This window comes from Tardiphaga sp. 285_C5_N1_2, assembly GCF_052076065.1.
Taxonomy (GTDB): Bacteria; Pseudomonadota; Alphaproteobacteria; order Rhizobiales; family Xanthobacteraceae; genus Tardiphaga; species Tardiphaga robiniae.
This window is the reverse complement of record NZ_CP197241.1, coordinates 936,543-957,404: the sequence shown is the minus strand read 5'-3', so window position 1 is coordinate 957,404 and position 20,862 is coordinate 936,543. Positions and strand designations below refer to the sequence as shown.

Annotated in this window: 18 protein-coding genes and 2 pseudogenes; 8 read left to right on the top strand and 12 right to left on the bottom strand. The window is 59.5% G+C overall.

Going from position 1 to position 20,862, the window contains the following annotated elements:
• Positions 1–113: 113 nt before the first annotated feature.
• Positions 114–341 (bottom strand): hypothetical protein, encoded by a 228-nt coding sequence (locus AB7951_RS04520; protein ID WP_068738721.1) that lies wholly within the window; start codon positions 339–341, stop codon positions 114–116.
• A 93-nt stretch (positions 342–434) separates the two neighbouring features.
• On the opposite strand from AB7951_RS04520, the gene AB7951_RS04515 reads away from it, so the two are divergent.
• From AB7951_RS04515 to AB7951_RS04505, 3 genes are read left to right on the top strand one after another with little or no spacing between them, the layout of a single operon-like run.
• Positions 435–1,574, top strand: a complete 1,140-nt coding sequence (locus AB7951_RS04515) for an acyl-CoA dehydrogenase family protein (protein WP_439059615.1) — start codon at positions 435–437, stop codon at positions 1,572–1,574.
• Positions 1,574–2,311 carry a PIG-L family deacetylase gene (locus AB7951_RS04510; RefSeq protein ID WP_120286792.1) on the top strand — a complete coding sequence of 246 codons (738 nt, stop codon included), beginning with the start codon at positions 1,574–1,576 and terminating at the stop codon, positions 2,309–2,311. Before AB7951_RS04515 ends, AB7951_RS04510 begins: the two co-directional genes overlap by 1 nt.
• A 17-nt stretch (positions 2,312–2,328) precedes the next feature.
• Positions 2,329–2,883 carry a class I SAM-dependent methyltransferase gene (locus AB7951_RS04505; protein ID WP_244499902.1) on the top strand — a complete coding sequence of 185 codons (555 nt, stop codon included), beginning with the start codon at positions 2,329–2,331 and terminating at the stop codon, positions 2,881–2,883.
• Here the strand turns inward: AB7951_RS04505 and AB7951_RS04500 are convergent.
• Both AB7951_RS04500 and AB7951_RS04495 read right to left on the bottom strand, forming a co-directional pair.
• Positions 2,816–3,982 carry a glycosyltransferase gene (locus tag AB7951_RS04500; protein ID WP_441255698.1) on the bottom strand — a complete coding sequence of 389 codons (1,167 nt, stop codon included), beginning with the start codon at positions 3,980–3,982 and terminating at the stop codon, positions 2,816–2,818. The two genes, AB7951_RS04505 and AB7951_RS04500, sit on opposite strands and share 68 nt — an antisense overlap.
• Positions 3,983–4,215: 233 nt before the next feature.
• On the bottom strand, positions 4,216–5,907 hold the full coding sequence (locus AB7951_RS04495; RefSeq protein ID WP_441255697.1) for an alpha-amylase family glycosyl hydrolase: 1,692 nt from the start codon (positions 5,905–5,907) through the stop codon (positions 4,216–4,218).
• A gap of 1,789 nt (positions 5,908–7,696) precedes the next feature.
• Here AB7951_RS04495 and AB7951_RS04490 point away from each other — a divergent pair.
• Positions 7,697–7,819, top strand: a complete 123-nt coding sequence (locus AB7951_RS04490; protein ID WP_439060590.1) for a hypothetical protein — start codon at positions 7,697–7,699, stop codon at positions 7,817–7,819.
• Here the strand turns inward: AB7951_RS04490 and AB7951_RS04485 are convergent.
• Positions 7,780–8,022, bottom strand: coding sequence for a ribbon-helix-helix domain-containing protein (locus AB7951_RS04485; protein ID WP_081422132.1), 243 nt, complete (start codon positions 8,020–8,022; stop codon positions 7,780–7,782). The two genes, AB7951_RS04490 and AB7951_RS04485, sit on opposite strands and share 40 nt — an antisense overlap.
• A gap of 355 nt (positions 8,023–8,377) precedes the next feature.
• Here AB7951_RS04485 and AB7951_RS04480 point away from each other — a divergent pair, with 355 nt between their 5' ends.
• A complete protein-coding gene (locus tag AB7951_RS04480; protein WP_192855954.1) occupies positions 8,378–8,689 on the top strand; it encodes a hypothetical protein in 312 nt (103 codons plus the stop codon).
• Positions 8,690–8,767: 78 nt separating this feature from the next.
• On the opposite strand, the gene AB7951_RS04475 is transcribed toward AB7951_RS04480, so the two are convergent.
• Positions 8,768–8,995: a hypothetical protein gene (locus AB7951_RS04475; RefSeq protein WP_081422133.1), complete on the bottom strand. Its 228-nt coding sequence runs from the start codon at positions 8,993–8,995 to the stop codon at positions 8,768–8,770.
• Between the two features lie 831 nt (positions 8,996–9,826).
• Here AB7951_RS04475 and AB7951_RS04470 point away from each other — a divergent pair.
• Positions 9,827–10,024, top strand: a complete 198-nt coding sequence (locus AB7951_RS04470; protein WP_147421557.1) for a hypothetical protein — start codon at positions 9,827–9,829, stop codon at positions 10,022–10,024.
• Positions 10,025–10,350: 326 nt separating this feature from the next.
• The gene (locus AB7951_RS04465; RefSeq protein WP_081422157.1) at positions 10,351–10,677 is read left to right on the top strand and encodes a nuclear transport factor 2 family protein; all 327 of its coding nucleotides are present in this window, start codon (positions 10,351–10,353) and stop codon (positions 10,675–10,677) included.
• 103 nt (positions 10,678–10,780) lie between these two features.
• On the opposite strand, the gene AB7951_RS04460 is transcribed toward AB7951_RS04465, so the two are convergent.
• The 3 genes and pseudogenes from AB7951_RS04460 to AB7951_RS04450 form a co-directional block, all read right to left on the bottom strand.
• Complete coding sequence (locus AB7951_RS04460) at positions 10,781–11,077, bottom strand: hypothetical protein (protein ID WP_120286796.1); 297 nt, start codon at positions 11,075–11,077, stop codon at positions 10,781–10,783.
• Positions 11,078–11,135: 58 nt separating this feature from the next.
• A pseudogene (locus tag AB7951_RS04455) lies at positions 11,136–11,432 on the bottom strand (RlpA-like double-psi beta-barrel domain-containing protein); the annotation flags it as partial.
• A gap of 1,667 nt (positions 11,433–13,099) precedes the next feature.
• A pseudogene (locus tag AB7951_RS04450) lies at positions 13,100–13,201 on the bottom strand (DUF3606 domain-containing protein); the annotation flags it as partial.
• 813 nt (positions 13,202–14,014) lie between these two features.
• Between AB7951_RS04450 and AB7951_RS04445 the strand changes: the two are divergent.
• A complete protein-coding gene (locus AB7951_RS04445) occupies positions 14,015–15,025 on the top strand; it encodes a DUF1236 domain-containing protein (protein WP_439059620.1) in 1,011 nt (336 codons plus the stop codon).
• 137 nt (positions 15,026–15,162) lie between these two features.
• On the opposite strand, the gene mdoH is transcribed toward AB7951_RS04445, so the two are convergent.
• From mdoH to AB7951_RS04425, 4 genes are all read right to left on the bottom strand, one after another.
• On the bottom strand, positions 15,163–17,322 hold the full coding sequence (mdoH, locus tag AB7951_RS04440) for a glucans biosynthesis glucosyltransferase MdoH (protein ID WP_439065891.1): 2,160 nt from the start codon (positions 17,320–17,322) through the stop codon (positions 15,163–15,165).
• 14 nt (positions 17,323–17,336) lie between these two features.
• Positions 17,337–18,800, bottom strand: a complete 1,464-nt coding sequence (locus AB7951_RS04435; protein ID WP_309943909.1) for a glucan biosynthesis protein G — start codon at positions 18,798–18,800, stop codon at positions 17,337–17,339.
• A 580-nt stretch (positions 18,801–19,380) separates the two neighbouring features.
• The gene (locus AB7951_RS04430) at positions 19,381–19,992 is read right to left on the bottom strand and encodes a hypothetical protein (protein WP_120286800.1); all 612 of its coding nucleotides are present in this window, start codon (positions 19,990–19,992) and stop codon (positions 19,381–19,383) included.
• Between the two features lie 15 nt (positions 19,993–20,007).
• Entirely contained in the window at positions 20,008–20,322 is a 315-nt protein-coding gene (locus AB7951_RS04425; RefSeq protein ID WP_068738741.1) for a hypothetical protein, read from the bottom strand.
• Positions 20,323–20,862: the final 540 nt, after the last annotated feature.

The following is a 20,862-nucleotide window of genomic DNA, read 5'->3' as shown; positions in this document are numbered from 1 at the left end:
TCGCATGTGCGGTTGGTCCTTCGAACGATCGACTAGATAATGCTTAAAAAGAAAGGCCGCATCGCCCATGACGACGTGGCCTTTGTCCTATCTGCTTACTGTAGGACAGTGCCCTACCGGTTTCCGAAATACGCCTGAGCCTGCTTCAGAGCCTCGGACGGGTCGTCGAACTTGTCGCCGGCGAAACTCTTCATGGGGCTCCAGTGGGGTCCGTGAGCGGTGATATGGAACCACCCATCCTCCCCCCGTCGGACGCGTCCGACGATCTCCTGACGCTCGGCCCAGACGAGCAGCCACGTCTGGGAGTTCTCGTTGTGTGGCTGCAGCTCGATGGTCGCCATATAGTTCGTCCAAAAGGAGTGCCCGAGGACAACGCCAAGATTGGGAGTCGTTCCAGCAGATCGGAACTATCGGTGCGCTGCGGACTTCATCGCATGCTCGCCAACTGCCGTGAGGACACCGCCATTCTCGCCCCTTCCGAATGTCATAAGCTGCTGGAGAATGCGCAGGCCTTCGCCGCGAAGCTCTCAAGCCGCGCCTTTAATACGGACAGAACTGCTCACATCGCACCGGACGTCTGGACGGACTTCCGCTTCAGCGGATTGGCTATGAGCCCACTGCCTCATGAGCTCGGCGGCAGCAGTCTCTGGGACCCGCGGTTCGGCGCCGAACTCTGCACCATCCTGCGTCTACTCGGCGCAGCGGACCTCTCGCTTGCCCGTATATTTGAGGGCCACGTCAACGCGGTGGGGCTGGTCTGCCGTTACGGAACACAAGCGCAGATCGAAGGTCTCGCGGGAAGCGTGCGTGATGGTGCGCTATCCGCAGTATGGGGCGCCGACGACGCGCAGGGCCTGAGGATCACCCCGGAGCGGGATGGCAACGTCCTCAAAGGCCGCAAGATCCTGGCGTCGGGCGCCGGGTTCGTGACGCGTCCCCTGGTTACCGCATCAGCACCGGAGGGGCAGCAGATGTGCCTGCTCGACCTCGAGATCGGATATGCGCACGACACGTCCAGCTGGCAGGCGCAAGGCATGCGCGCGACGGCGACCGGGACGGTCGACTTCACCGGGCGACGCATCACGGATCGTGAGCGGATCGGCGCTCCCGGCGACTTCATGCGACAGCCGCACTTCTCGGGCGGCGCATGGCGCTTCTGCGCCGTCCATACCGGCGCAACGGAACGGCTAGTCGACCTGTTCCGAGAGCACCTTAATTCCTCAGCAAGGGGCGAAGACGCGTATCAGCTCGAGCGCCTTGCGACTTGTGTCGCCGACGCGACGACGGCGCGCTTTTGGGTGGAGGACGCCGCGCGCCGTCTGGCGGTCGAAGATGATCCAGAAAGCATCGTGGCTTTCGCCAACCTCACCCGGATGGTTGTCGAACGATCCGCCCTGACTGTCATGGAGACCGTCCAGAGGGGCATCGGGCTTCGGGCGTTTGTGCGTCCTCACGACGTTGAGCGCATCTGCCGCGACCTGGCGACGTATCTGCGGCAACCGGTGCCGGACCGCGCCATGAGCGATGGGGCTCAGGTCTTTCTGAGTTCGTCGCGGTCGGCAGGAGACTTTTAGTGAAGGTTTCGGAATATCTCGAAGTGACGAAGGCGCTTCCTATCATCTCGCGCGAGGCGCTGACGGAGGGTGCGCCCTTCTTAATTCTCTCGCCGCACCCGGACGACGAGACGTTAGGTCTTGGCGGTCTGATCGCTCAGGCCTGCCAAGCAGGCCAGAAGGTTCACGTCGTGGTTTTGACCGATGGTGCGGGTTCGCACCCCCGGTCGGTCCAGTACCCTCCGGAACGGCTGGTCGATCTCCGGAAGGCGGAAGTCAGGGCGGCAGGCGAAATTCTGGGCCTCCATCCGGCGTTCGTACGCCATCTCGACCTCCCCGACACGCAAGCCCCTCTGGAGGGACCCCAGTTCGACGCGGCGGTCCGCGCCGTGTCCGACCTTCTTCAGGAGACGGGCGCAAAGGCCTTGTTTGTGACGTGGGATCGGGATCCGCATTGCGATCATCAGGCGGCCGCTGCCATCGCCAAGGCGGCCGGAGTCGCCAACCCAGCTGTCAGGCTCTGGGCGTACCCCATCTGGGGGTGGCACCTCGATCAGGACGACGATGTCCCAGGCTTCCCGCGGGGCCACCGGCTGGATATCGCTGGAGAACGTGATCTCAAGCACCGTGCTATCGCGGCCCACGCTTCGCAGATGTCCACGCTTATCGAAGACGATCCAACGGGCTTCCGGTTCACCGAAGAGACGTTGGCGCCGTTCCTTGGCGAGCACGAGTACGTTTACGAGGTCTCCCGATGAGGAGGCATATAGAGAGTTTGCCCGCTTCATACTTCGAGGAACGGTACCGGCAGGATATCGACCCCTGGGGATTCCGAACCAGCGCCTACGAGCGGGAGAAATATGACCGCACTCTGTCGGCTCTTACGCGCGCCCATTACGATCGTATCCTCGAAGTTGGCTGCTCGATCGGGGTCCTGACGGCAAGGCTCGCGCAGCGAGGCGGAGAACTGCTGGCGATCGACGCGTCCCGCACGGCGCTGGAAGCTGCGCGAAAGGACGCGCCGCCGAACGTCGCCTTCGAGGAATGTGTGCTGCCGACCGAATTCCCGGACGGCGCCTTCGACCTCATCGTGCTGTCTGAAGTGCTGTACTACTTCAGCCGGGCCGATCTCCTTTCGGTGGCCGAAAACTGCTGCAGGGTCCTCGCTCCCGACGGAGAGATCGTCCTCTGCCACTGGCTGGGCGAGACTGACTATCCGCTGAGGGGAACGGAGGCCAGCGACGCTTTCGCCGACGCCGTCGTCAAGCGAGTTCCGGCTCGCCGGATCCTTCGCGATGAAGTCTACCGCCTGGAGCGGCTGTCCGCGTGATTGCGGCGGCCCTCAGGCTTGCGACGATCATTCTGGCGATCGCGATCTGCCGAGGCAGCTCCGAGGGGCGCAGCGTCCGGTGAACCGTGAGAACAGGACTTCTGCCCGATACGGCTTCCCATGCCTCACGAAGCGTCGCCTCCTCGGCACGGAGGTGACGAACGAAGTCGGAGGGAACGCACAACCGGGCGGACATCGGCCCGTCTTCGAGCGCACTCTGCCACGCCCGGCGGAAAAGCGATCGGTACATGGCGCGACGGGCGATCTGCAAGGCGGGCTCAAGATCGTCGTCGCAAGGAGCATTCAAATCGGCGAGCCGGCGTTGCATGGTGTCGGCCGCTCCGCCAGGCGCCCGCCCCAAGATCCGACAGGACGTCTGGACGACGACGTCGAGCGAGTGACGAACCTTGAATCCCGCCTCGTCCAACGCAGCCGTAAGGGCGGCGTCTTCGCCGAGAGCGCGTGCAGGAAGTCCTCCGATGGCCCGATAGGCCGCCACGGTTACGGCCAGGCTCGCGCCCGAAGAGACACGATGGTTCGGCCAGGGATCATGGGCTCGCGGATCACAGCGCGCGATGATTTCCGCGGCAAGGCTGAGGTAAGTATCTTCGAGCCTACCGCGGGACAGGAAATCCCGTCCAAGCGAAACGATCTCGAGCGGTTCTGCATCGATGTAGCCTGCCACGCACTCCACACCGTTCGCCAACTCATGGAGGTTAGACGAAAACCACGCGGGGCCGACGCAGCTATCGGCATCCGTGCTCATAATTACACCGCCCGGGCCGAGCGCATCGAGGCGGTCGGCCGCAAGGTCCATTGCACGCTTCCGCGCCCAGCCGGCGTTGGCCATCTCCGACGGCAATTCGTCCTCTATGACCACCACCCTCTGCGGGACCGAGTCGGCGAAACGTCTGGCGACTCCCGAGGTACCGTCAGTGCAATTGTTGGCGAACACCAGGATCTCGAACGCGTCCGCGGCAAGGGGCGCGCCGAAACGGTCGCGCTGGACGGCCAGCGCAGCGATACACCGCTCGATCCGGTCGGCTTCGTTGCATGCCGGAATGGTGACGATCGCGAAAGGCTCGATGTTCGTATTCATAAGGCGGAGCGTCCTGGCGTAGGTGCGCCTGCTAATCGCCAGGTTCGATGCATGTTCCCTCAGCTGGGCCGCAGCGGCTACTCTATCAAGAGACTGGCGCGAAGGCCTGTCCATGTTCCAGGTCGTATCGCTCTCCAGGTTTTAGAGCGAAGCTTCTTCATCTGCCTTCCGCTGATGTCGGCGTACTTGCTGATGGCCGCAGGCTTGGTCCCGCGATCCGGGCGCAGGCACCCTCACGCCGGATGCGCATCCGTATCACTGTCGATGTCACTGCGCCGGAGCAGATAATCTAGACCGCCGACGCGGTACCAGCGATAGGCATATGCTTCCAGCATCAGGTGGTGCTTGCCATGGGCATCGGCGCGGTTATGGTCTTCCGTCAGAAGATTGATCAGGTGGTCGCCCTGCTTGCCATCGAGGCCGAGTGCAAATGACACTTCGCGTGGCTGTTCGTCGAGATTATGCACGAACAGCACGGAGTTGTTGCGCCAGTCGTAGCGGATCGCCAGCACGGCAGGGTTGCGCGTGGCGATGATGGTGAAGTCGCCCCAGCCAATTTCGGGGACCTCCTTGCGCATCCGGATCATGCGCTCGGTCCAGTTCAGCATCGAATTGGGATCGCGGCGCTGCTTGGCGACATTGACGTGATTGTAGCCGTAGGGGCCCTTGTCGATCACAGGATTCTTTGACTTCTCGCTCTTGGTGAAGCCGGCACGGGGTTCGTTCGACCATTGCATCGGCGTCCGCGCGCAGTTGCGTTCAGGCAGCGTGAGATCATCACCCATGGCGATCTCGTCGCCATAGCGCAGCACCGGCGTACCCGGCAGCGTGTACATCAGACTGTAAGCAAGCTCGAGCCTGCGTCGGTCGCCGCCGAGCATTGGCGCCAGCCGACGTCGGATGCCGCGATGGTAAAGCTGCATGTCCTTGTCCGGGCCGAATTTCGCGAACACCGTCTGGCGTTGCTCCTCGGTCAGCCGGCCGAGATCGAGCTCGTCATGATTGCGCAGGAACAGGCCCCATTGCGCCGTCGCCGGGCGTGGCTTGGTCACCTTCATCGCCGCAGCCAGTGGGCGCACGTCGCCGGAGGCCAGCGCATAGAACAGGTTCTGGTTGACGTGAAAGTTGAACATCATCTGCATGCGGTCGCCGTCGCTGCCGAAATATTCCATGTCGGTTTCCGGCAGCACATTGGCTTCGGCGAGAATGATGGCGTCGCCCTTGCGCCATTGCAGGAATTCGCGGAAGGCGCGCAGCATGTCGTATTGTTCGGTGGGCTTGTTGACCTTCGGTCCCTTGGTGGCGATCACGAAGGGCACCGCATCCATGCGGAAGCCGGAGACGCCAAGCTGCAGCCAGAACCCCATGATCTTCAGGATCTCGGCCTGCACATAGGGATTGGATGTGTTGAGGTCCGGCTGGAAGTCATAGAACCGGTGGAAGAACCAGGACTTCGAGGTCGTGTCATGCGTCCAGGTCGATTTCTGCACGCCGGGAAACACCATACCCTTGTTGGCATTGGGCGGCTTCTTGTCCGACCACACATACCAGTCGCGATAGCGCGAATCCCTGGCGCTGCGCGCGTCCTTGAACCAGGCGTGCTGGTCCGAGGTGTGATTGACCACAAGGTCGATGATGACGCGGATGCCGCGCTGGTGGCAGCCATGGGTGAATTCGACGAAGTCGCCTAGCGTGCCGTAGCGCGGATCGACGCCGTAGTAGTCGGAGATGTCGTAGCCGTCGTCCTTGCCGGGCGAGGGCTGGAAGGGCATCAGCCAGATCGCGGTGATGCCGAGGCCGTGAATGTAGTCGAGCCGCCGCGTCAGGCCCTTGAAGTCGCCGCAACCGTCGCCATCAGCATCCATGAAACTGCCTACGGAGAGGCAGTAGAAGACGGCGTTCTTGTACCAGAGGTCGTCGATCATGTGGCCCTTTGGTCGTGGTTGTGTCGCGACCGGGTCGCGTCGATCAGCCGGGACTCACTCGGAATCGTTGGAGCTTGCCGACGGCGCACACGTCCAAAATCGCAACGCCATTTTCAGTCCTGAACCATGAGAGCTCGACGCGAAGAAAAGATCCATCGGCTACACGAGCCGCAATTACTTTGGCCGTGCGGATGAAGTCGATTAAACTGCTGGTGCTATCAATGGTTCCCGTCAACACAGCGATCCTTATAAACAGCATGTGCGAATAAAGCGGGGTTGTCGTTTGGTGTCAGTGTCGACTATGACAGAATGCTAGCAACTGGACGGCGCGGAAGTCGACGAGTTTCAGCCCAGCGGCATCCGGGACGTCGCGGCGCGCCGGCAAAGATTGCCGACCGGGCAAAAAACCTGGGATGCACGCCGTGCAGCATGGCACCGGCCGTTACCCACAACAGTCCGATCGTGTCGAGGATTCCAATTCGGGAACAAGCGGCAATTTATAATGCCCTTTGCTGACGCTTATTTTATTTCTGGGTTGAGTGAACGAACTCAATGAAACGTCACGAGGATTCCCTATGAAGTGGGTGCCACTGACGCGCAACTTCTGATCAGACGTTTGAAAGGCTATTAAAACGGAGGCTCAACCAATCAAGCGTCGCGAACATCCGATGTGAACTTGTAGAAGGGACCCGACGAATCAACGGTATGTTTCTCGCATCTGATCTGCTCATCCGACTGGAGGAGGAAAGGTTTTTATTACCGATCCATTTTGAGCAGTTCCGGTAGCCGCCGCGCGAAAATGCGGGCGGTTTTTTATGCGCGAGCCCGCGACGATTTCGAACAAGCTAACGGGGACGCAGAACGCGGCGCCCATCAGCACGTGGCGCCCTCCCCGCCATCGGATAAAATGGGGATATGCAGGACCATATTTTCGATCTTCTAATGTTGGGCATCTTACTCTTCGGCATAGCGCTGATCCTTCAGACACACCAGGAGCCAAATGACGGCTCGTTCTGATGCGCGAGGGCGACACCCACCGGCCATCGTCTAAAGAGGTAGGAGCCGCGTTTTGATTTGGCGCGATCCGGAGACGTCGCATCGAGTCATAATGAAAGAGGCCGCCAACTGAGGCGGCCGCTCAAATACTACCTACTGCCCAATAAAGCAGTAGGAGGACCAAAACCACGAATGCAGTAATCAGCCCGGCTATGCCTAACGCGAGAAGGACTCGGTAGAGTCTGTCTTCCATTGTGTTGCAATGCCAATTCGCGCCTATTGTTCCGCTTGCCCATCCCGACGCTCATCGAAATCGTCGCCGCCCGGACGGCGGCACGCCACAAAGGCGCTGTGATGCCCGCCCGAACTCTCCCGCCATCGCTCTCCCGCCCTGCTCGAGACATGGACATCCGGTACGGCGACGTAGACGTCGGCACCATCGCTCAGCAAGACTGGAATGCGAACCCGGAAAGGTCTGGCATCTGAAAATGGACCTGCGGCTTCTATGGGACTACATCGAGCCTAGGCGTCGCCACCCGCAGTCGGTTCTCCAGTGCATGCCTGAAATACCTGACCGTGACGATGCAAATCGCCGCTCTGGAGAGTTTGCAGAAGGGCTATGGCCAGTTGAGGATCGTAAACGAAGCCCCGGTCGTTGAGCGAACGGCTTCGATCACGACGTGAAAAGCTTCGACTTAACAGTGGGGCCGTCCCCGAGACATTTACCCGGCCCCGTCTTGCCGCCAGACAACGAGCGCGCGCTTATTTCGCGGATTTTCCAGCGGAGGCATACATGACGATGATTGAGCATTACCGGCCGGTTGCTGATGACCGCATTGAATTTCACAATGCGAACGTTGCCAACAGCCGGCTAAGTTACGCGGGAGACCCGTCCTTTATTTTGGCTTTGAAATGATGCAAGACGAACAGACGGACGGCCGAGGTTAAGTTCACCTGAGGCCCGTTGCGGTCGACCAGTCTGACAAGGGCTGCTGGGCTCGTCCCTCGTTCACTGGCAATTTCCTTTAAAGCGCTCCAAAACTCAGGCTCAAGGCTGACGCTCGACTTCGATCCGTCGGCTTTAACGAGTCCCTGCTTTCTCCTTTTCGGCTGAGGCACGCTATTTCACCGTTTTGGTTTGCTGATCGACAGGTGCCTTACCTTCGTTTCTGATGACCGAGACCGCGCCTCCAATGAGACCCAGCAACAAGATGAAGCCGAGCGCGTAGCCGTAAATCGGTCGGATGGATCGTCGCGGACTCTTCAACATAGAGGCTACTTTCAAGGGTCCCCCGGTGTTCGAGGCGCCGCGGCGAGGCAACCAGAAAATTGAACGCCTTACGAAGACACACTCATGCGAGGCATTCTGAGAAATGCGAGAACCAGAAATTGTTCCCATCTAAAAGTGAAGTCGTTCGGGAACAGGTTTTGTTAGTTTGCATTTCTCGGTTGGGGCGTCACGAGAGGAAACGACATGCGAAAACTTCTTATTGCAAGTGCAGCACTGACACTTATTGCAGCGCCGGCGCTCGCCCAGACGACGCCGAGCTCGCCCACTGCACCAACAACGTCGGACCGGACGACCGGCGCAGTTGGCTCGGAACGCGGCAACAACGCCAGCTCTCTCAGCGGTTCGAACGCAGCTGCAGGAAAAGCCGGCGGCGCCAACTCAATGAACAACGTTGACCAAGGCCGCACTAGCGGCGGCGGCGCGGGCGGTGGTGCAGGCGGCGCAGGTGGTGGCGCAGGCGGCGGTGCCGGGGGTGGCGCGGGCGGCGGGAACTAATTGTCCAGCTGGACGGATGTACTCTACTGGACAGCTGGGGCCCCGGAGCAAGTGCCGGGGCCCTTCGCCTGAGCACGCCTATTGGCCATGCTTCAATAACACTTGCCGACATGCTTTCGAAATGCGCGGCCTATTCTGCTGAAGGCAGGAAAGCACCATCATATCCCCGCCCTGAATCGCTTGTGCGCAATAGCGCTTCACGCTGGCACGGCACGCAGCCTGCTCCTCCAGCGTTCCGCTGCTTTGCGCAAGGGCTGTGCCGGAGAATACGATTGCCGCAGCTATTAACAGGATCGAACGTGTCATCAGTAACTCCTATTTGCCCTTGATAACAGCTCTTCGCCTTGCTCTGTTCCTCCACGGCTCACCAATTGGAAACATCATCTGGCTGGCCACTTGGTCGGATCGCACCGCACCATCGAGCGCGATGGGATTGGAACACCATTCGCACGTGCGAGTTGGACGGGCCCCCTGCTCGTGAAGAACATGAAACGTATTGCATCGATGAGCGTCTTCGCTCTCTACTTTCTAAGGAGCCCGCCTGGCAGAAAAGCGGCTGGACTGGCTACGATCCTGCGAGCAAACCTTCGATGCGGACGAGATGCGCAGAGAGCGCCAGCTGTATGGTTCTCTCTGATTGAGAAAAGGCCCGCTTCGGCGGGCTTTTTTTTGTTAGCGTATACTTCGTCAGCAATCTGCCTCGCCTGTCGATCGGCCAGCCCGGAACGAATTATTCCGCCGGCTCTTAAAATCCCGGTCCGTGCGTGTGTCAGCGATGAATGCGGAGCCGAGAATGTTCCTGATGGGCCTTGGCGCGCTGCTAGTCCTAGGCGGCGTCTTGTACATGGCACGCGCCGCTATTTGGCGGGGATCGCTTAGCGGCCCAGATTCCTCCCGGCCAGTTCGCGACACTCTGGAGCCACCGCGGCGGGGCATGAGATTCTTGGGGCTCGGAACCAACTGGCCGGGCATTCTCCTAATGGTAATTGGTGCGGTTCTGTTGGTGTCGGGGGCCAGTTTCTAGACCGCAAATGTTCGCTCGGCTTGGCTCGATGCAAACCTTTTCCGATGGATGAACCCGTCTATCACTAGGGCAAGAAGGAGCCGGCGTGGCGCGACCAAGCTGGCGAGAGACCAATGAGTGAGCGAGATGAGATCGATCATCTGATACGTTCTGTGACCGCGGCGAGAAATCTTTTGAAAGACTACATCGGGCCGGGCTCGCGAAGTGCCGTTGATCTAGTCGATCGGCTGATCGACGTGCTCGACGATCGGGACTTCGTTGCCACGCTGGATCGGCTCAATCGGCGCAAAGTGATCCGATTGATCGAATGACGAAAAAGCCGCCCGGGCATGACACCGGCCGGCATCCTGATGGGGCTGCCGGCTCCCCGTCCGGTGCCGCCGCATTCTTGGATAGGCTGATCGAGCTTGGTTAGCGCATCGTTAATGCGCTCGCTCGTGCTGTCGATCCGACCATGGAGCAATCCCCAGATTCCAAAGTGCTAAGAGGACGGCGATCACCAAACACCACTAACATACTGATATACCGTCCACGGTGGGTTTCAGGCCACTTCCCTGAATAAACCATTCAGGACGCATTCATTAGACTACTTCTAAATCGCTTGTTAGACGCATACGTTTGGCAAGTAGGTGAGAAAATGTCCTTTGACCCGATGGCCGCGGTAGTTGATTGGCTAGATGCCTATCGCTCAGGCGACCTTGAAAGTATTCTCGGCCTTTATGCCGAAGCCGCTACGATCGAATGTGGTTGCGGCGGCGCCACGACGATAAATGGTCGCGAGGCTTTACGTGCATATTGGGAGCAGCGCCTAAGAGATTCTCCGGCCGCGGACTTGGACAATCTCGAACCGGCCCGTGATGGCGTTGCCATTACTTACGTTTGCCACGGCTCAAATATCCGGGCTGACTTTGAATTTGATGCTGCTGGCCAGATCACCTTCCAAAAATGCGGCCCGCCAAATTAGGGCCACTTGACCGCGCAAACGCGCTGAGGGTCATCAGGCTAGTCGAATAAAAAGCCCGGTCACCGGCGCCGAGCAAGAGCGGCTGCAGGCTAATCGCGGGTACCTACCCGACTTCATCATCTGGCGGTTTTTTTTCGCTGCGCCAATCGGTGTTTGCCGTGTCGTCGTAGCCGCTTCTATTACTGTAGAACATCAAGGCCATCAGGCCGCATCCAATAACGAGTGAGAAAACCGTCCCGAGCGCCAAGGCGATCCAACCATGGATCGACATCTCAGCGTCCTCAGCTGACGTCCATGCCATCATCGACCAGACAATTGCGAAGAGCAGCATGGCGAACAGAACGATTAAAACGATGGCCTGACCAAAGTTAATCGTCCGGGATGGATTTTGCTCGCGCATTGCAACCTCCCTGTCGGCACCGTGCCTGTCCGGCTATTAGACACTCCATCGCGACGGATTACAAAAAGCCCGGCCTCCGTTCGACAGCCGGGCAAGTTCCGGAGGCAAACACGACCGGGTCACCCGCTCGTGGGGCTACCCGGACGGTGACGCGCGCGATACCACCCACGCCGATTGCATTGGCTGCTGCTCGAGACAGATCGATGCAACGACCCTTGATAAACGGGCCGCGAGCCGTGATCCGAACTTTTACCGACCGATCATTGGCGTTATCATCGTGACGTGGCTGCCGAAGCGCGTGGTGCGGTGTGCGGCCGCCAGGGCGTAAGTCGAACCGTTCGCCCGAGGCCGTCCCGCGGCCGTGATAGCCATCTCCTACGCCGTATGGCTAGCGATGCAGTTTCCTCCTTGGTCATGGTGAGGTTGAGGGATACGACGCCTTCGAGGAAGTTCTGAGCAGCAGCAGGCCTGACGGAGAGCACGCACAGCCAGGCTGCCGCTAAAAGGCGGGTCATTGAGTTTCCATTTGTGTTGATGCTAGATTTTCCCGGCCGGAGCGATCCCAGGAAGCACACGCGACGGTCGGCCCGCCGCTCAAGGATTCGGCTGAGCGTCGGGCCATTTCATTGGCTGCTATTTGATGGAACGAAATCTATTATTGCCGCTTTTTCCTGCGGTCGGCAGTTGTGTGGTGCTGTCGGCCGGGCTCGGCGGCTTCCCCACCCCCAAAACCCAACCCCGCCGAGCCTCCTATGATTGTACTCAGCTGATGTGCCCTGCGCCGCCGGTGACAGGCGATGGCGAAATCCGCTCCGCAAGCCGTGAGAAGCAGCTAACGAATTTCGCCGGTAAGGTTGAGTAGTTAGGTTAAGGAGCGGCTTGTGTTGTGCACATGAACGAAGGGCTTAGCGTCAAAAGTGTCGCGTGACGTTGCCGGACTTGTCGTTCGTACCGGCAACATTTCAATTGCGTGGCACGGGGTCGCTCAATTGCAATATGAGCGGCCCCACTAAGCTAGGCGGATGTTGACCGGAACGTTGTCGATCAGATCTGATTATTTGAGGAGCCGATGGTCGTTCTTCCAAGGTCATACACTCCGGTTTCCGTCGGCCCAGGAAGGATTCCAAGAAGTTTGTTCTTTCCGGCAGCTGGCAGATGATCCCTTAAGCTGTCGCCGGGCTCGGCGGCTCACCATGTCCCTCAACCTCAGGCGGCCGGGCCTTCCATTATATTATTGGGGGCTTGATGAAGCGCCGCCGGAACGAAACCATTTGATCCAATTTTCACGAGCCGGCAGCTTTTGCAGAAGCTGTTGGCCGAGCTGAGCGGCATCCGCACCGAGTTCAGTGAGGCGGCCGGCGGCGAAATCTCTCCGCCGCCGGGCCGATCCTTCCCGAGGAACGAATTAGTTTGTGCTGACTTTTCACGGAGCCGGAAGCTTTCCTCGGCCCCTCGTCGAACGGCATTCCCATCTCATCTGGGCGATAGGATTCCGGATACTGCGGTACAAAAGCGTCGCCGCTCTCCATTTCGGTTGGGACGCTATGATCCCGAGGAGCGCCGAGACGCATTCGGTTCGGTTGAGCCAGCCCGAGCGTTGCGTGAGCTTGGCCTCGACGTTGAATGAGGGCCCATCCAACGAGCGTTGCGGCCAGAATGAGCCCAGACTTGGCCTGAGGACTTAGCCGGGGATCTCCCAGTTGGCGAAGGCCAAGTCGGCGTCAAACCTTCGGCGACGCGCGAAGGTAGGACCGGTAAAACTCCACGCTAGCCCGCTGAGCGCTTGACATCCCTTGGCGGGCCATTGGCCGCTCGGGATCGATATGCCGCGATAGCCCGATTGGACAACAGAAGGCGGCTCGTGATGCCCTCTCGCATCAGTCTGGCTACGTGAAATGTGAGGAACTGGTTAGCCTCACGAACATCTTCCAAGTCTCCCGAGCGCCGCAGAAAATCGAAAGCGATATCGACGGACTCATCAAGAAGCGCAGCGAGCGAGACAGTAGTCAGGGTCGCCTCCCGTTATGAAATTGCGAGCTCTTTACGCACGGTCGCGGCAGAGTTGCCAACTTTTTCGACAACGCTTTGCAACTCCTCCTTCGTAACCTTGAGGTGCTTGGTCCAGTATCGAACTCTTGCTGCGACCTTGCGGAGTTTTTTTTAAGATCGTCCATAACAGCCTCGATTCGCGTGTTAAACGGCGGACAGCGGCATCAAGTTCCCGCCAAGACCGCTACAGACACATCTGGCGCCAGTTGCGCAGGTTAGCGCTCTGTAAAACGTTACGATCACATAAAGGAGCCGCGCCAACCCAAAGGCCCGCGCGGCGAGTTCGTCTATGCAAGAGTTTGCGTGCATGCAAGGACGTGGGATCAAGAGCTCTAATTGAGCGTTGTTCCAAGCGACTGGTGGTGGGAAAGGTATGCAATTGCGACCCCGCTGCGGACCGGCTGAAGGTCGTCTAATTCCGAAGCCGGGTAGTCGTTGAGACGCCGTTCCCGGTAGGCCCGCAATGCGTCCCGCCTACAAATAATTTTGGTCCCGCTAAAACACCATACGGTTCCCGTCACGTTGCGAGCGTCGCGGGTGCGCCGCGAGCATGTGTCTGCCTTGACGTACTCCCCAATTACAATGGTTGCTTGATTGCCGGAGCAGTCCGGCGAATTTTGCGAGAATACAAGGAGGGAGCCGGTTAGCAGACTTGAACTCGCAGGGACGGCGTTGAGCAGAACGATGCCGCAGCTCGCATTAAGATCAGCAGGCGCCGTGCAATTGCACCAGGCCCTCGCTCTCCGGCTCTGCCACGCGGCCATCAGTGCCTACGCGACCGAGAAGAGACCCCTTGTCATTAGAATTTGCCACTTATTCCCGACTTCTATCGGAACTACCGTGTGTCTTCCTCGTTCACGATGACTACAAAAAATGGAGGAATTGATCATGAAGGCGCGTTTCTTATTTAGCACGGCGGTCGGCTTGGTGTTCGCCACCGCAGCAATTGCTCAGTCGCCAAGCGCGACAGCAACCTCCCCTAGCACACAACAAACGCAGTCCCCGAGCACCTCTTCGCCTACGACTCAGAAGGCGCCCGATACGACCAACGATCGGTCCACGTCCACCTCACCAAGCACATCCACCAGCTCTTCGCAGGCGCAGACGACTGCTCCATCGTCGGCGGCCGGGTCTTCGACATCGCAGCCCCCGCAGGCGCAGACCAACACGCCGCCCGCAACGGCCGGCGGCCAGATGCAGGCTCCGACCAGCGGCGGTACTAACGCTGCAGCGCAGCCAACGACAACGAGTAATACGGCGCAGTCTCCTTCTAACAACGCGGCGCAAGCTCCCTCGACGAACAACAATGCGCAGTCGCAATCGACCAGCGTCAATGCTTCCGTCAATATCAATGACCAGCAGCGCACGCGTGTTACCCAGTCGATTTCTCGGCTCAACGTGCAGCCTCTTAACAACGTTAATTTTTCCCTGACCGTGGGCACCTCTGTTCCCCGCGACACCCGTCTGCAGACGCTTCCCTCTGAGGTCGTCGAAGTCGTACCGCAATATCGAGGCTACAGCTTCTTTGTGGTGCGCGACGAAATCGTCATCGTCGAACCTTCGACCTTGCAAATCGTAACTGTGCTGCCGCGCTCCGGTGGATCAACGGCCGCCGCGCCTGCACCGGCCCGCTCCAAGGTCTCGTTTACCGACAAGGACCGGGACGTTGTGCGCAAGCACGTCAAGACGAGGACAACCGAGCGCCAAACGACCGGCAGTACGGCCAAGACGGTTATCCGCCGCGGCGAGCGTCTACCGGAAACGGTCGAGATTGAAGAATTTCCCGACGTCGTTTACCGAGAAGCTCCTTCACTGCGCGACTACCGCTACATCCACCGCGAAAATCGCACCTATCTGGTCGACCCCGGAGAGCGCGTGGTGATCGACGAAATTGACTGACACGACTTCACAAAGTGAATCGAGGCGGCCAATGGGCCGCCTCTTTTTCGCAATGTCATTACAAAGGCCGAAACCTCGGGTGCGATGGCTGTCATATGGGGGCTCGCGCACTTTTCCGTATTATATTTTGGCAGGTCCTACTCAGACTTCGTGGCGTGTGCCTTATCGGGCAGTGCAGCCAATTGCTGAAGCGCGACCCGACTGTTCAGCGCCGCAAAAGTCTCGCGCGTACTGAAAAAACTGACGGCTTCGTCAAAATCCTCAGCTTCTACAATTTTTGCTCGCGCGATGGCGAGGTCGGAATCGATCTGGCCACGGCTGCGTGGCTCATCAACCAGCGATCTCAAATGGGCCGCGCACAGATCCATGTCCTTACGCAATTCGTGCAGCGAGCTTGCGCCGTAGATCGGTGCCGCCAAGGCCAACTCTTTTGCGCGAATCAGTACTTTCGGCGGTAGATTCTGTTCGGGAGTTCCGAATAAGCCGGCGTGCTGGCCTGGCTGCAGAGCGCGCGACGACACGATGGCCAGCGGCATCGACAGCCACAGACCTACGATTACCGGCGTCATCCACAGGAATAGCGGTAGCGACACCGCATAAGCGCTAATCGCCATCAGTACACCGAACACGGTCGGTACCGCGTACTTTCTGACCACTTCGCGGATCGGGACGACGCCGTCGTCGCGGCGCTGGACCTGCCAGCCGGCATCCCGACCAAGCAGAATCTCGCCTACCGCCGACGATTGGAAGATCATCATCACTGGCGCGATCAGGCCGGACAGCAAAGTCTCGACGATGATGCCGGACAAAGCAAGAAAGCCGCCGCCGAACCGCGCTCGATTTTCGGCCTGGGTGAGCAGCAAAACGTAGGCAAGCAGTTTTGGTACGATCAGAAGACCCATCGTGCCGGCGAAGACCCAGGCCGCGCGAACCGGATCTTGGGCTGGCCACTGCGGAAACAGCGAAAATCCCTTTGCGAAATATTCCGGACGCACGAACTGGGCCTGCAGCGAGATGAGAATCCCGAGCACCAGAAACATGAGCCACAGCGGCGCAGTTAAATAAGAACCGATGCCGGTCAGGAGATGCAACCGCGAGACCCAATGAAGCCGCGGCGCTGCCAGCACAGCCAGGTGCTGCAGATTGCCCTGACACCATCGGCGGTCGCGCGCTGCAAAATCGAGGAGCGACGGCGGACATTCCTCGAAACTGCCGCCCAGTTTCGGAGCCATGTGGATCGCCCATCCGGCGCGCCGCATGAAAGCTGCTTCAATGAAGTCATGGCTGAGAATATGGCCGCCGAACGGCTTGCGCCCGGGAAGTTCGGGCAGGCTGGCATGTTCTGCGAAGGCGCGCACGCGGATGATGGCGTTGTGTCCCCAGTAATTGCCTTCCGAGCCGTGCCACCAAGCGATTCCGGAGGCGATTACCGGGCCGTAAAGCCTGCCAGCGAATTGCTGCATCCGTGCGAATAGCGACCGCGCATTGACAACGATAGGCAGCGTCTGGATCAGACCGACGCCGGGATGCTGCTCCATGCCGGCGACCAGGCGCACGATCGTGTCACCAGTCATGAGGCTGTCGGCGTCCAGGATGATCATGTGATCATACCCAGCGCCGAACCGCTTGACCCAATCCTCAATATTTCCCGATTTGCGCGCGGTGTTGCGCATCCTATGGCGATAAAAGATGCGATCGCTGGCAGTCTCGCGGCGCAGTTTCAAAATGGCTTTTTCCTCGGCCACCCAGATTGCAGGGTCAGTGCTGTCACTCAGCACGTACCAGTCGAACTGCGCGGCGTAACCGGTCTCCGATATAGATTCCCACATCGCCCGCAACCGCGCCGTGATCTGATGGGGATCTTCGTTATAGGTCGGTAACAGCATCGCGTTGCGGCTTGAGATCATCGCAAGTGGCGTAAGCGGTTCTATGGCGAGCGGATCCCGTGCGCGCATCAACAGTAGGACGAAGCCGGCCAGTGCCGACATGAACGAGAACGCGACCCAGGCGAACAGCAGTACGAAGAGCGCCAGTACCATGCCTTCGAGGATGGTCACGCCGCCGACCTTCAGCACCTCGAACATCTCGTAGCCGCCGGCCGCGGTCAGGGCCACGGTGCCGAGGAGGATGTAAGCGCGCCGCAGAACAGTCGGCATGGGCCTGAACTGCGCGCGTCGTTGGGAGGAAGCTGGCCCTGCGAGCCCATCCGATATCATCGTCAGCGGCATCTCTGGCGGTAGAAACCTCTCGCCCGCGCCGGCCGGCAACGTAGCCGCAGGCACGGTAACCAATGGCATTTGGTTCTTCACATTCATGGTGTCCATCGATAGACCCAAACTTCGGAGATCGCCTGATCGTCCTGCATCAAAGAAGCGCGCAATTCGACCGGCGCCTTACTCTTGACCGGCATCTCGAAACTCAGGCGCCAGCCGCCGTTTTGCGGATTCCGCTGTGTTACGATATTGCGGATTTCAGCCTTTTCGGCCGTGACAACACCTTTGATCTTGGTGGGATCGATGGATTTGAGCTTGTCGCCAATCAGATCGAGCACAAATAGCTTGGTATCGTCCCCGCGCGCACCGATGCCGCTGCGTGAAAAGATCGCCAGCGCCGACGGCTTCGGTTGATCGGGCCCCCAATGCAGGCGGTAGGTAAACGCGAGTTCGCCCTTTGCTGGAAGCGGGTTTTTCGGACGCCAAAAGGTACCGATATTGTCGTGAATCTCTTCCTTGGTCGGAATTTCCAGCAGTTGCACCGATCCCTCGCCCCAATCGCCAATCGGCTCCACCCAGAGACTGGGGCGCCGTTCGAAACTTGATTCGAGATCCTGGTAGTCGGAGAAGTCCTTCTGCCGTTGCATCAGTCCAAAGCCGCGCGGATTTCGGTCTCCGAAAGAGCTGATCTGCAGATCGCGCGGGTTATGCAGGGGTCGCCAGAGCTGCTCGCCTCGCCCGTTGAAAATTGCCAGACCGTCGGAATCGTGCACGGCAGGGCGGAAATCGTCCACTTCCTTGCGGTCGTTCGGACCGAAGAAGAACATGCTCGTGATCGCCGCGAGGCCAGTGTTTTTTATTTCCACCCGCGGGTAAATGACCATTTCTACATCGAAAATGGTCGTATCGCCTGGCCGGATGGTGAACCGATAGGCGGCCGCGGCACTTTCACTGTCGAGCAACGCATGCACTACGATCGAGTTGGCGTTGGACGCCGGCTTCTCGATCCAGAAGGACTTGAACTGTGGGAATTCCTCGCCGGCCGCCTCGCCGGTGTTGATGGACAGGCCCCGCGCGGACAAGCCGTATACTTGGCCTTTGGCCACCGCGCGGAAATAGCTGGCGCCGAGAAAAACGCAGACCTCGTCATAGTAATCGGGCTTGTTGATCGGGGCATGCAGCCGGAAGCCGCCGAAGCCTAAGTCGGCGCCGGCCGGCGGGGGCGGCGTAGCGCCAAAGGAGAAATGCTCAGGTTGATAAGGGACTTGGGTCGCCTGGCCATTGGCCACTTCATAGATATCGACGCGATTGGTGTAGAACGAGCCACGATGAAAGAACTGCACCTCGAAGGGCAGCTTCTCGCCGCGCCACAAAGCCTTCTCCGGATTAAAGCGCAGCGCGCGGTATCGGTCGTAGTCCAGATCCTTGAGGGAGTCTGGCAGCTTGTTGTCTGGCGCCTTGAACGCCTTGGCGGCGGCTTCCCGCGCCATTTGCCGCACCACGGCGGCGTCGAACGGCACAGGCCCGGGAGCTGCGCGGGCGCTGCGCGGGATAATCGTCATCAATGGCAAAGCGGCCGAAGCGCCGAGAAGTTGTCTGCGGTTCAAGGTGTCTCCAAACGCCAGAGTGATAGGCAATAACACGCGCTGCACCATCGAGTTCCGCGAGCTGGAACATTCAGCGCTCTGCGCTTGCCTTGATTGCCGGTGTTTCCCGACTCTAGCTCACTAAACGCTGGCGTTTCCCAACCCGCGCTCGGCCGGTGTCAAATGCCAGTCGACGGCGCGCGAACTGACCATAGAACGAGTAAAAATAGCGCTGTCCGGTTGTCGATAGACGTTGAATCACTCGGTCCACGCCGTGCGACGGCGCTAAGTCACCATTCAATGCGGCAGCCAATACGCCCCCTGCCGGATGACTCACGAAAACCCTCAAGATCAGCTTTCAACGACGGACGCAGCGCTTCGACGATGCTGCATTGATCCGCATTAGTGCTGCCAATTTATCCCGCCGGTTGTTCATAATTCCCCGTCGCGTAGCCCGGTTTCTCGCTCGGCCGCCTGACACGCCACACCACTCCGCCCTGACTGCTGAGCTTGACCTCCGGTGAAAAAAATGGCCCGCCGAAGCGGGCCATCGTTGTTATCGGGAACGACCGTACAATTCTCGCTCCTTGCGCACCTGCCCCGCATCGTAGGGCGGGCTTGCCGGGTCATACCCGCTCCAGCCCGACTTCTCCCAGGCCACACGGCGATCATTGAGATTGACTGACGATGGGCTCATCAGCGCCTCGAGGCGCGCGCGATCGGCCTCGCTGACCTTTGCCGAGACCAACGTGCCGCCGCGGCGAACGCCTTCCGCGTAAAGCGGTGCATCTTCCTTGGAGACGCCAGCCTCGGTCAGAGCACCAACAATGCCGCCGGTTGCTGCTCCGGCGGCAGCGCCGACTGCCGTGGCGGCAAGCCATCCTGCCGCGACAACTGGTCCAAGGCCAGGAATTGCAAGCAGCCCTAGTCCGGCTAGAAGGCCCGCAGCGCCGCCGATCCCTGCACCGATTCCCGCACCGGTGCCGGCTGCTTCGGCGCGATCATCGACGCCATCACCGTCGCGGTCCTTCTTGCCGTCGAACCAGCCCTCGGAGTTGTTGGCCACTATACTGATGTCCCCATGAGGAACGCCGGCGGCCTCAAGGCTTCCGACAGCTTTCTGCGCTTCCGTATACGAGTCGTACAAACGTGAAATGGTCACGGTCATGAGATTACCTTCCGGTTACTTTGCTGCGTTGACGTTGCCCTGGAAATCGACGCTGATCGCACTGGTCGAGCCACCCTTGGTCGCTTTGCCGCGCCATACGCCGTTGTCGTCTTTTTTCAGTTCGGTGACGTTCGTGTAGCCAGCCTTTTCAATGGCACTCTTGGCCTGCCCCTCGGTGAAGGAGTTGCGTCCGGCGACCGGCGCATTGGAGTTCTTCTGCTCGCTGTTGACGGCATTGTTGCCCGGACGATCTTTTGCCGCCGGGCTCTGGGCATGGGCTACTCCCGAGATCAGGAGAGCGGCGACACAGATAGTCGAAACGCGTTTCATAGGTCCCTCATAGGTTGGTGTTTGGGATCCTCCAACAAGCTGTTAGCTGACGCGTTCCATTGATTGCCGAAAAAAGGCCTGGACCTACGATAGCGGCGCGACATCCCTTGCTTATGCCATTCTTTCCCGTAACGGCGGATCATATGGCCGGCTTGCGTGCCTGTGTTTGACTCACCGCCACACCATGATCGGGAACTTTCGGCAAACGGAAGCCGAAACCGGCATGAAGACCATGAAGGTCTGCACAGAGAACTGACGCGCGTCAGCACCCGTCACTTCGATCGGTGACGGGTGCTTGTGCCGACCGGTCACGGTATCGCGGTTCCGATTAGCGAGAGTCGACGCGACTAATCGCAAGGATGCGCAATCGCATGTCCAGCGCTCCACGACGTCTCGCGCTTGCAGCACATGTCGGCGCGGCTCGAGCCTTAGCGAATGGCAGTGCCAGCCTTCGCGCGTAGCGGAAAGCGGGACACGCATGAATCGATCACTCAATGGGTCCCGTTGCCGAATGCTAATCGAGTGGGCATCACGCCTCTG

Excerpts from the sequence above, each read along its gene's own strand:
- AB7951_RS04500 (WP_441255698.1), bottom strand. The coding sequence starts at position 3,982 with ATGAATACGAACATCGAGCCTTTCGCGATCGTCACCATTCCGGCATGC.
- AB7951_RS04480 (WP_192855954.1), top strand. The coding sequence starts at position 8,378 with ATGCGAAAACTTCTTATTGCAAGTGCAGCACTGACACTTATTGCAGCG.
- AB7951_RS04490 (WP_439060590.1), top strand. The coding sequence starts at position 7,697 with ATGACGATGATTGAGCATTACCGGCCGGTTGCTGATGACCGCATTGAA.
- AB7951_RS04435 (WP_309943909.1), bottom strand. The coding sequence starts at position 18,800 with ATGACGATTATCCCGCGCAGCGCCCGCGCAGCTCCCGGGCCTGTGCCG.
- AB7951_RS04475 (WP_081422133.1), bottom strand. The coding sequence starts at position 8,995 with ATGACACGTTCGATCCTGTTAATAGCTGCGGCAATCGTATTCTCCGGC.
- AB7951_RS04470 (WP_147421557.1), top strand. The coding sequence starts at position 9,827 with ATGAGTGAGCGAGATGAGATCGATCATCTGATACGTTCTGTGACCGCG.
- AB7951_RS04445 (WP_439059620.1), top strand. The coding sequence starts at position 14,015 with ATGAAGGCGCGTTTCTTATTTAGCACGGCGGTCGGCTTGGTGTTCGCC.
- AB7951_RS04520 (WP_068738721.1), bottom strand. The coding sequence starts at position 341 with ATGGCGACCATCGAGCTGCAGCCACACAACGAGAACTCCCAGACGTGG.
- AB7951_RS04425 (WP_068738741.1), bottom strand. The coding sequence starts at position 20,322 with ATGAAACGCGTTTCGACTATCTGTGTCGCCGCTCTCCTGATCTCGGGA.
- AB7951_RS04515 (WP_439059615.1), top strand. The coding sequence starts at position 435 with ATGCTCGCCAACTGCCGTGAGGACACCGCCATTCTCGCCCCTTCCGAA.
- AB7951_RS04465 (WP_081422157.1), top strand. The coding sequence starts at position 10,351 with ATGTCCTTTGACCCGATGGCCGCGGTAGTTGATTGGCTAGATGCCTAT.
- AB7951_RS04495 (WP_441255697.1), bottom strand. The coding sequence starts at position 5,907 with ATGATCGACGACCTCTGGTACAAGAACGCCGTCTTCTACTGCCTCTCC.
- AB7951_RS04460 (WP_120286796.1), bottom strand. The coding sequence starts at position 11,077 with ATGCGCGAGCAAAATCCATCCCGGACGATTAACTTTGGTCAGGCCATC.
- AB7951_RS04430 (WP_120286800.1), bottom strand. The coding sequence starts at position 19,992 with ATGACCGTGACCATTTCACGTTTGTACGACTCGTATACGGAAGCGCAG.
- mdoH (WP_439065891.1), bottom strand. The coding sequence starts at position 17,322 with ATGCCATTGGTTACCGTGCCTGCGGCTACGTTGCCGGCCGGCGCGGGC.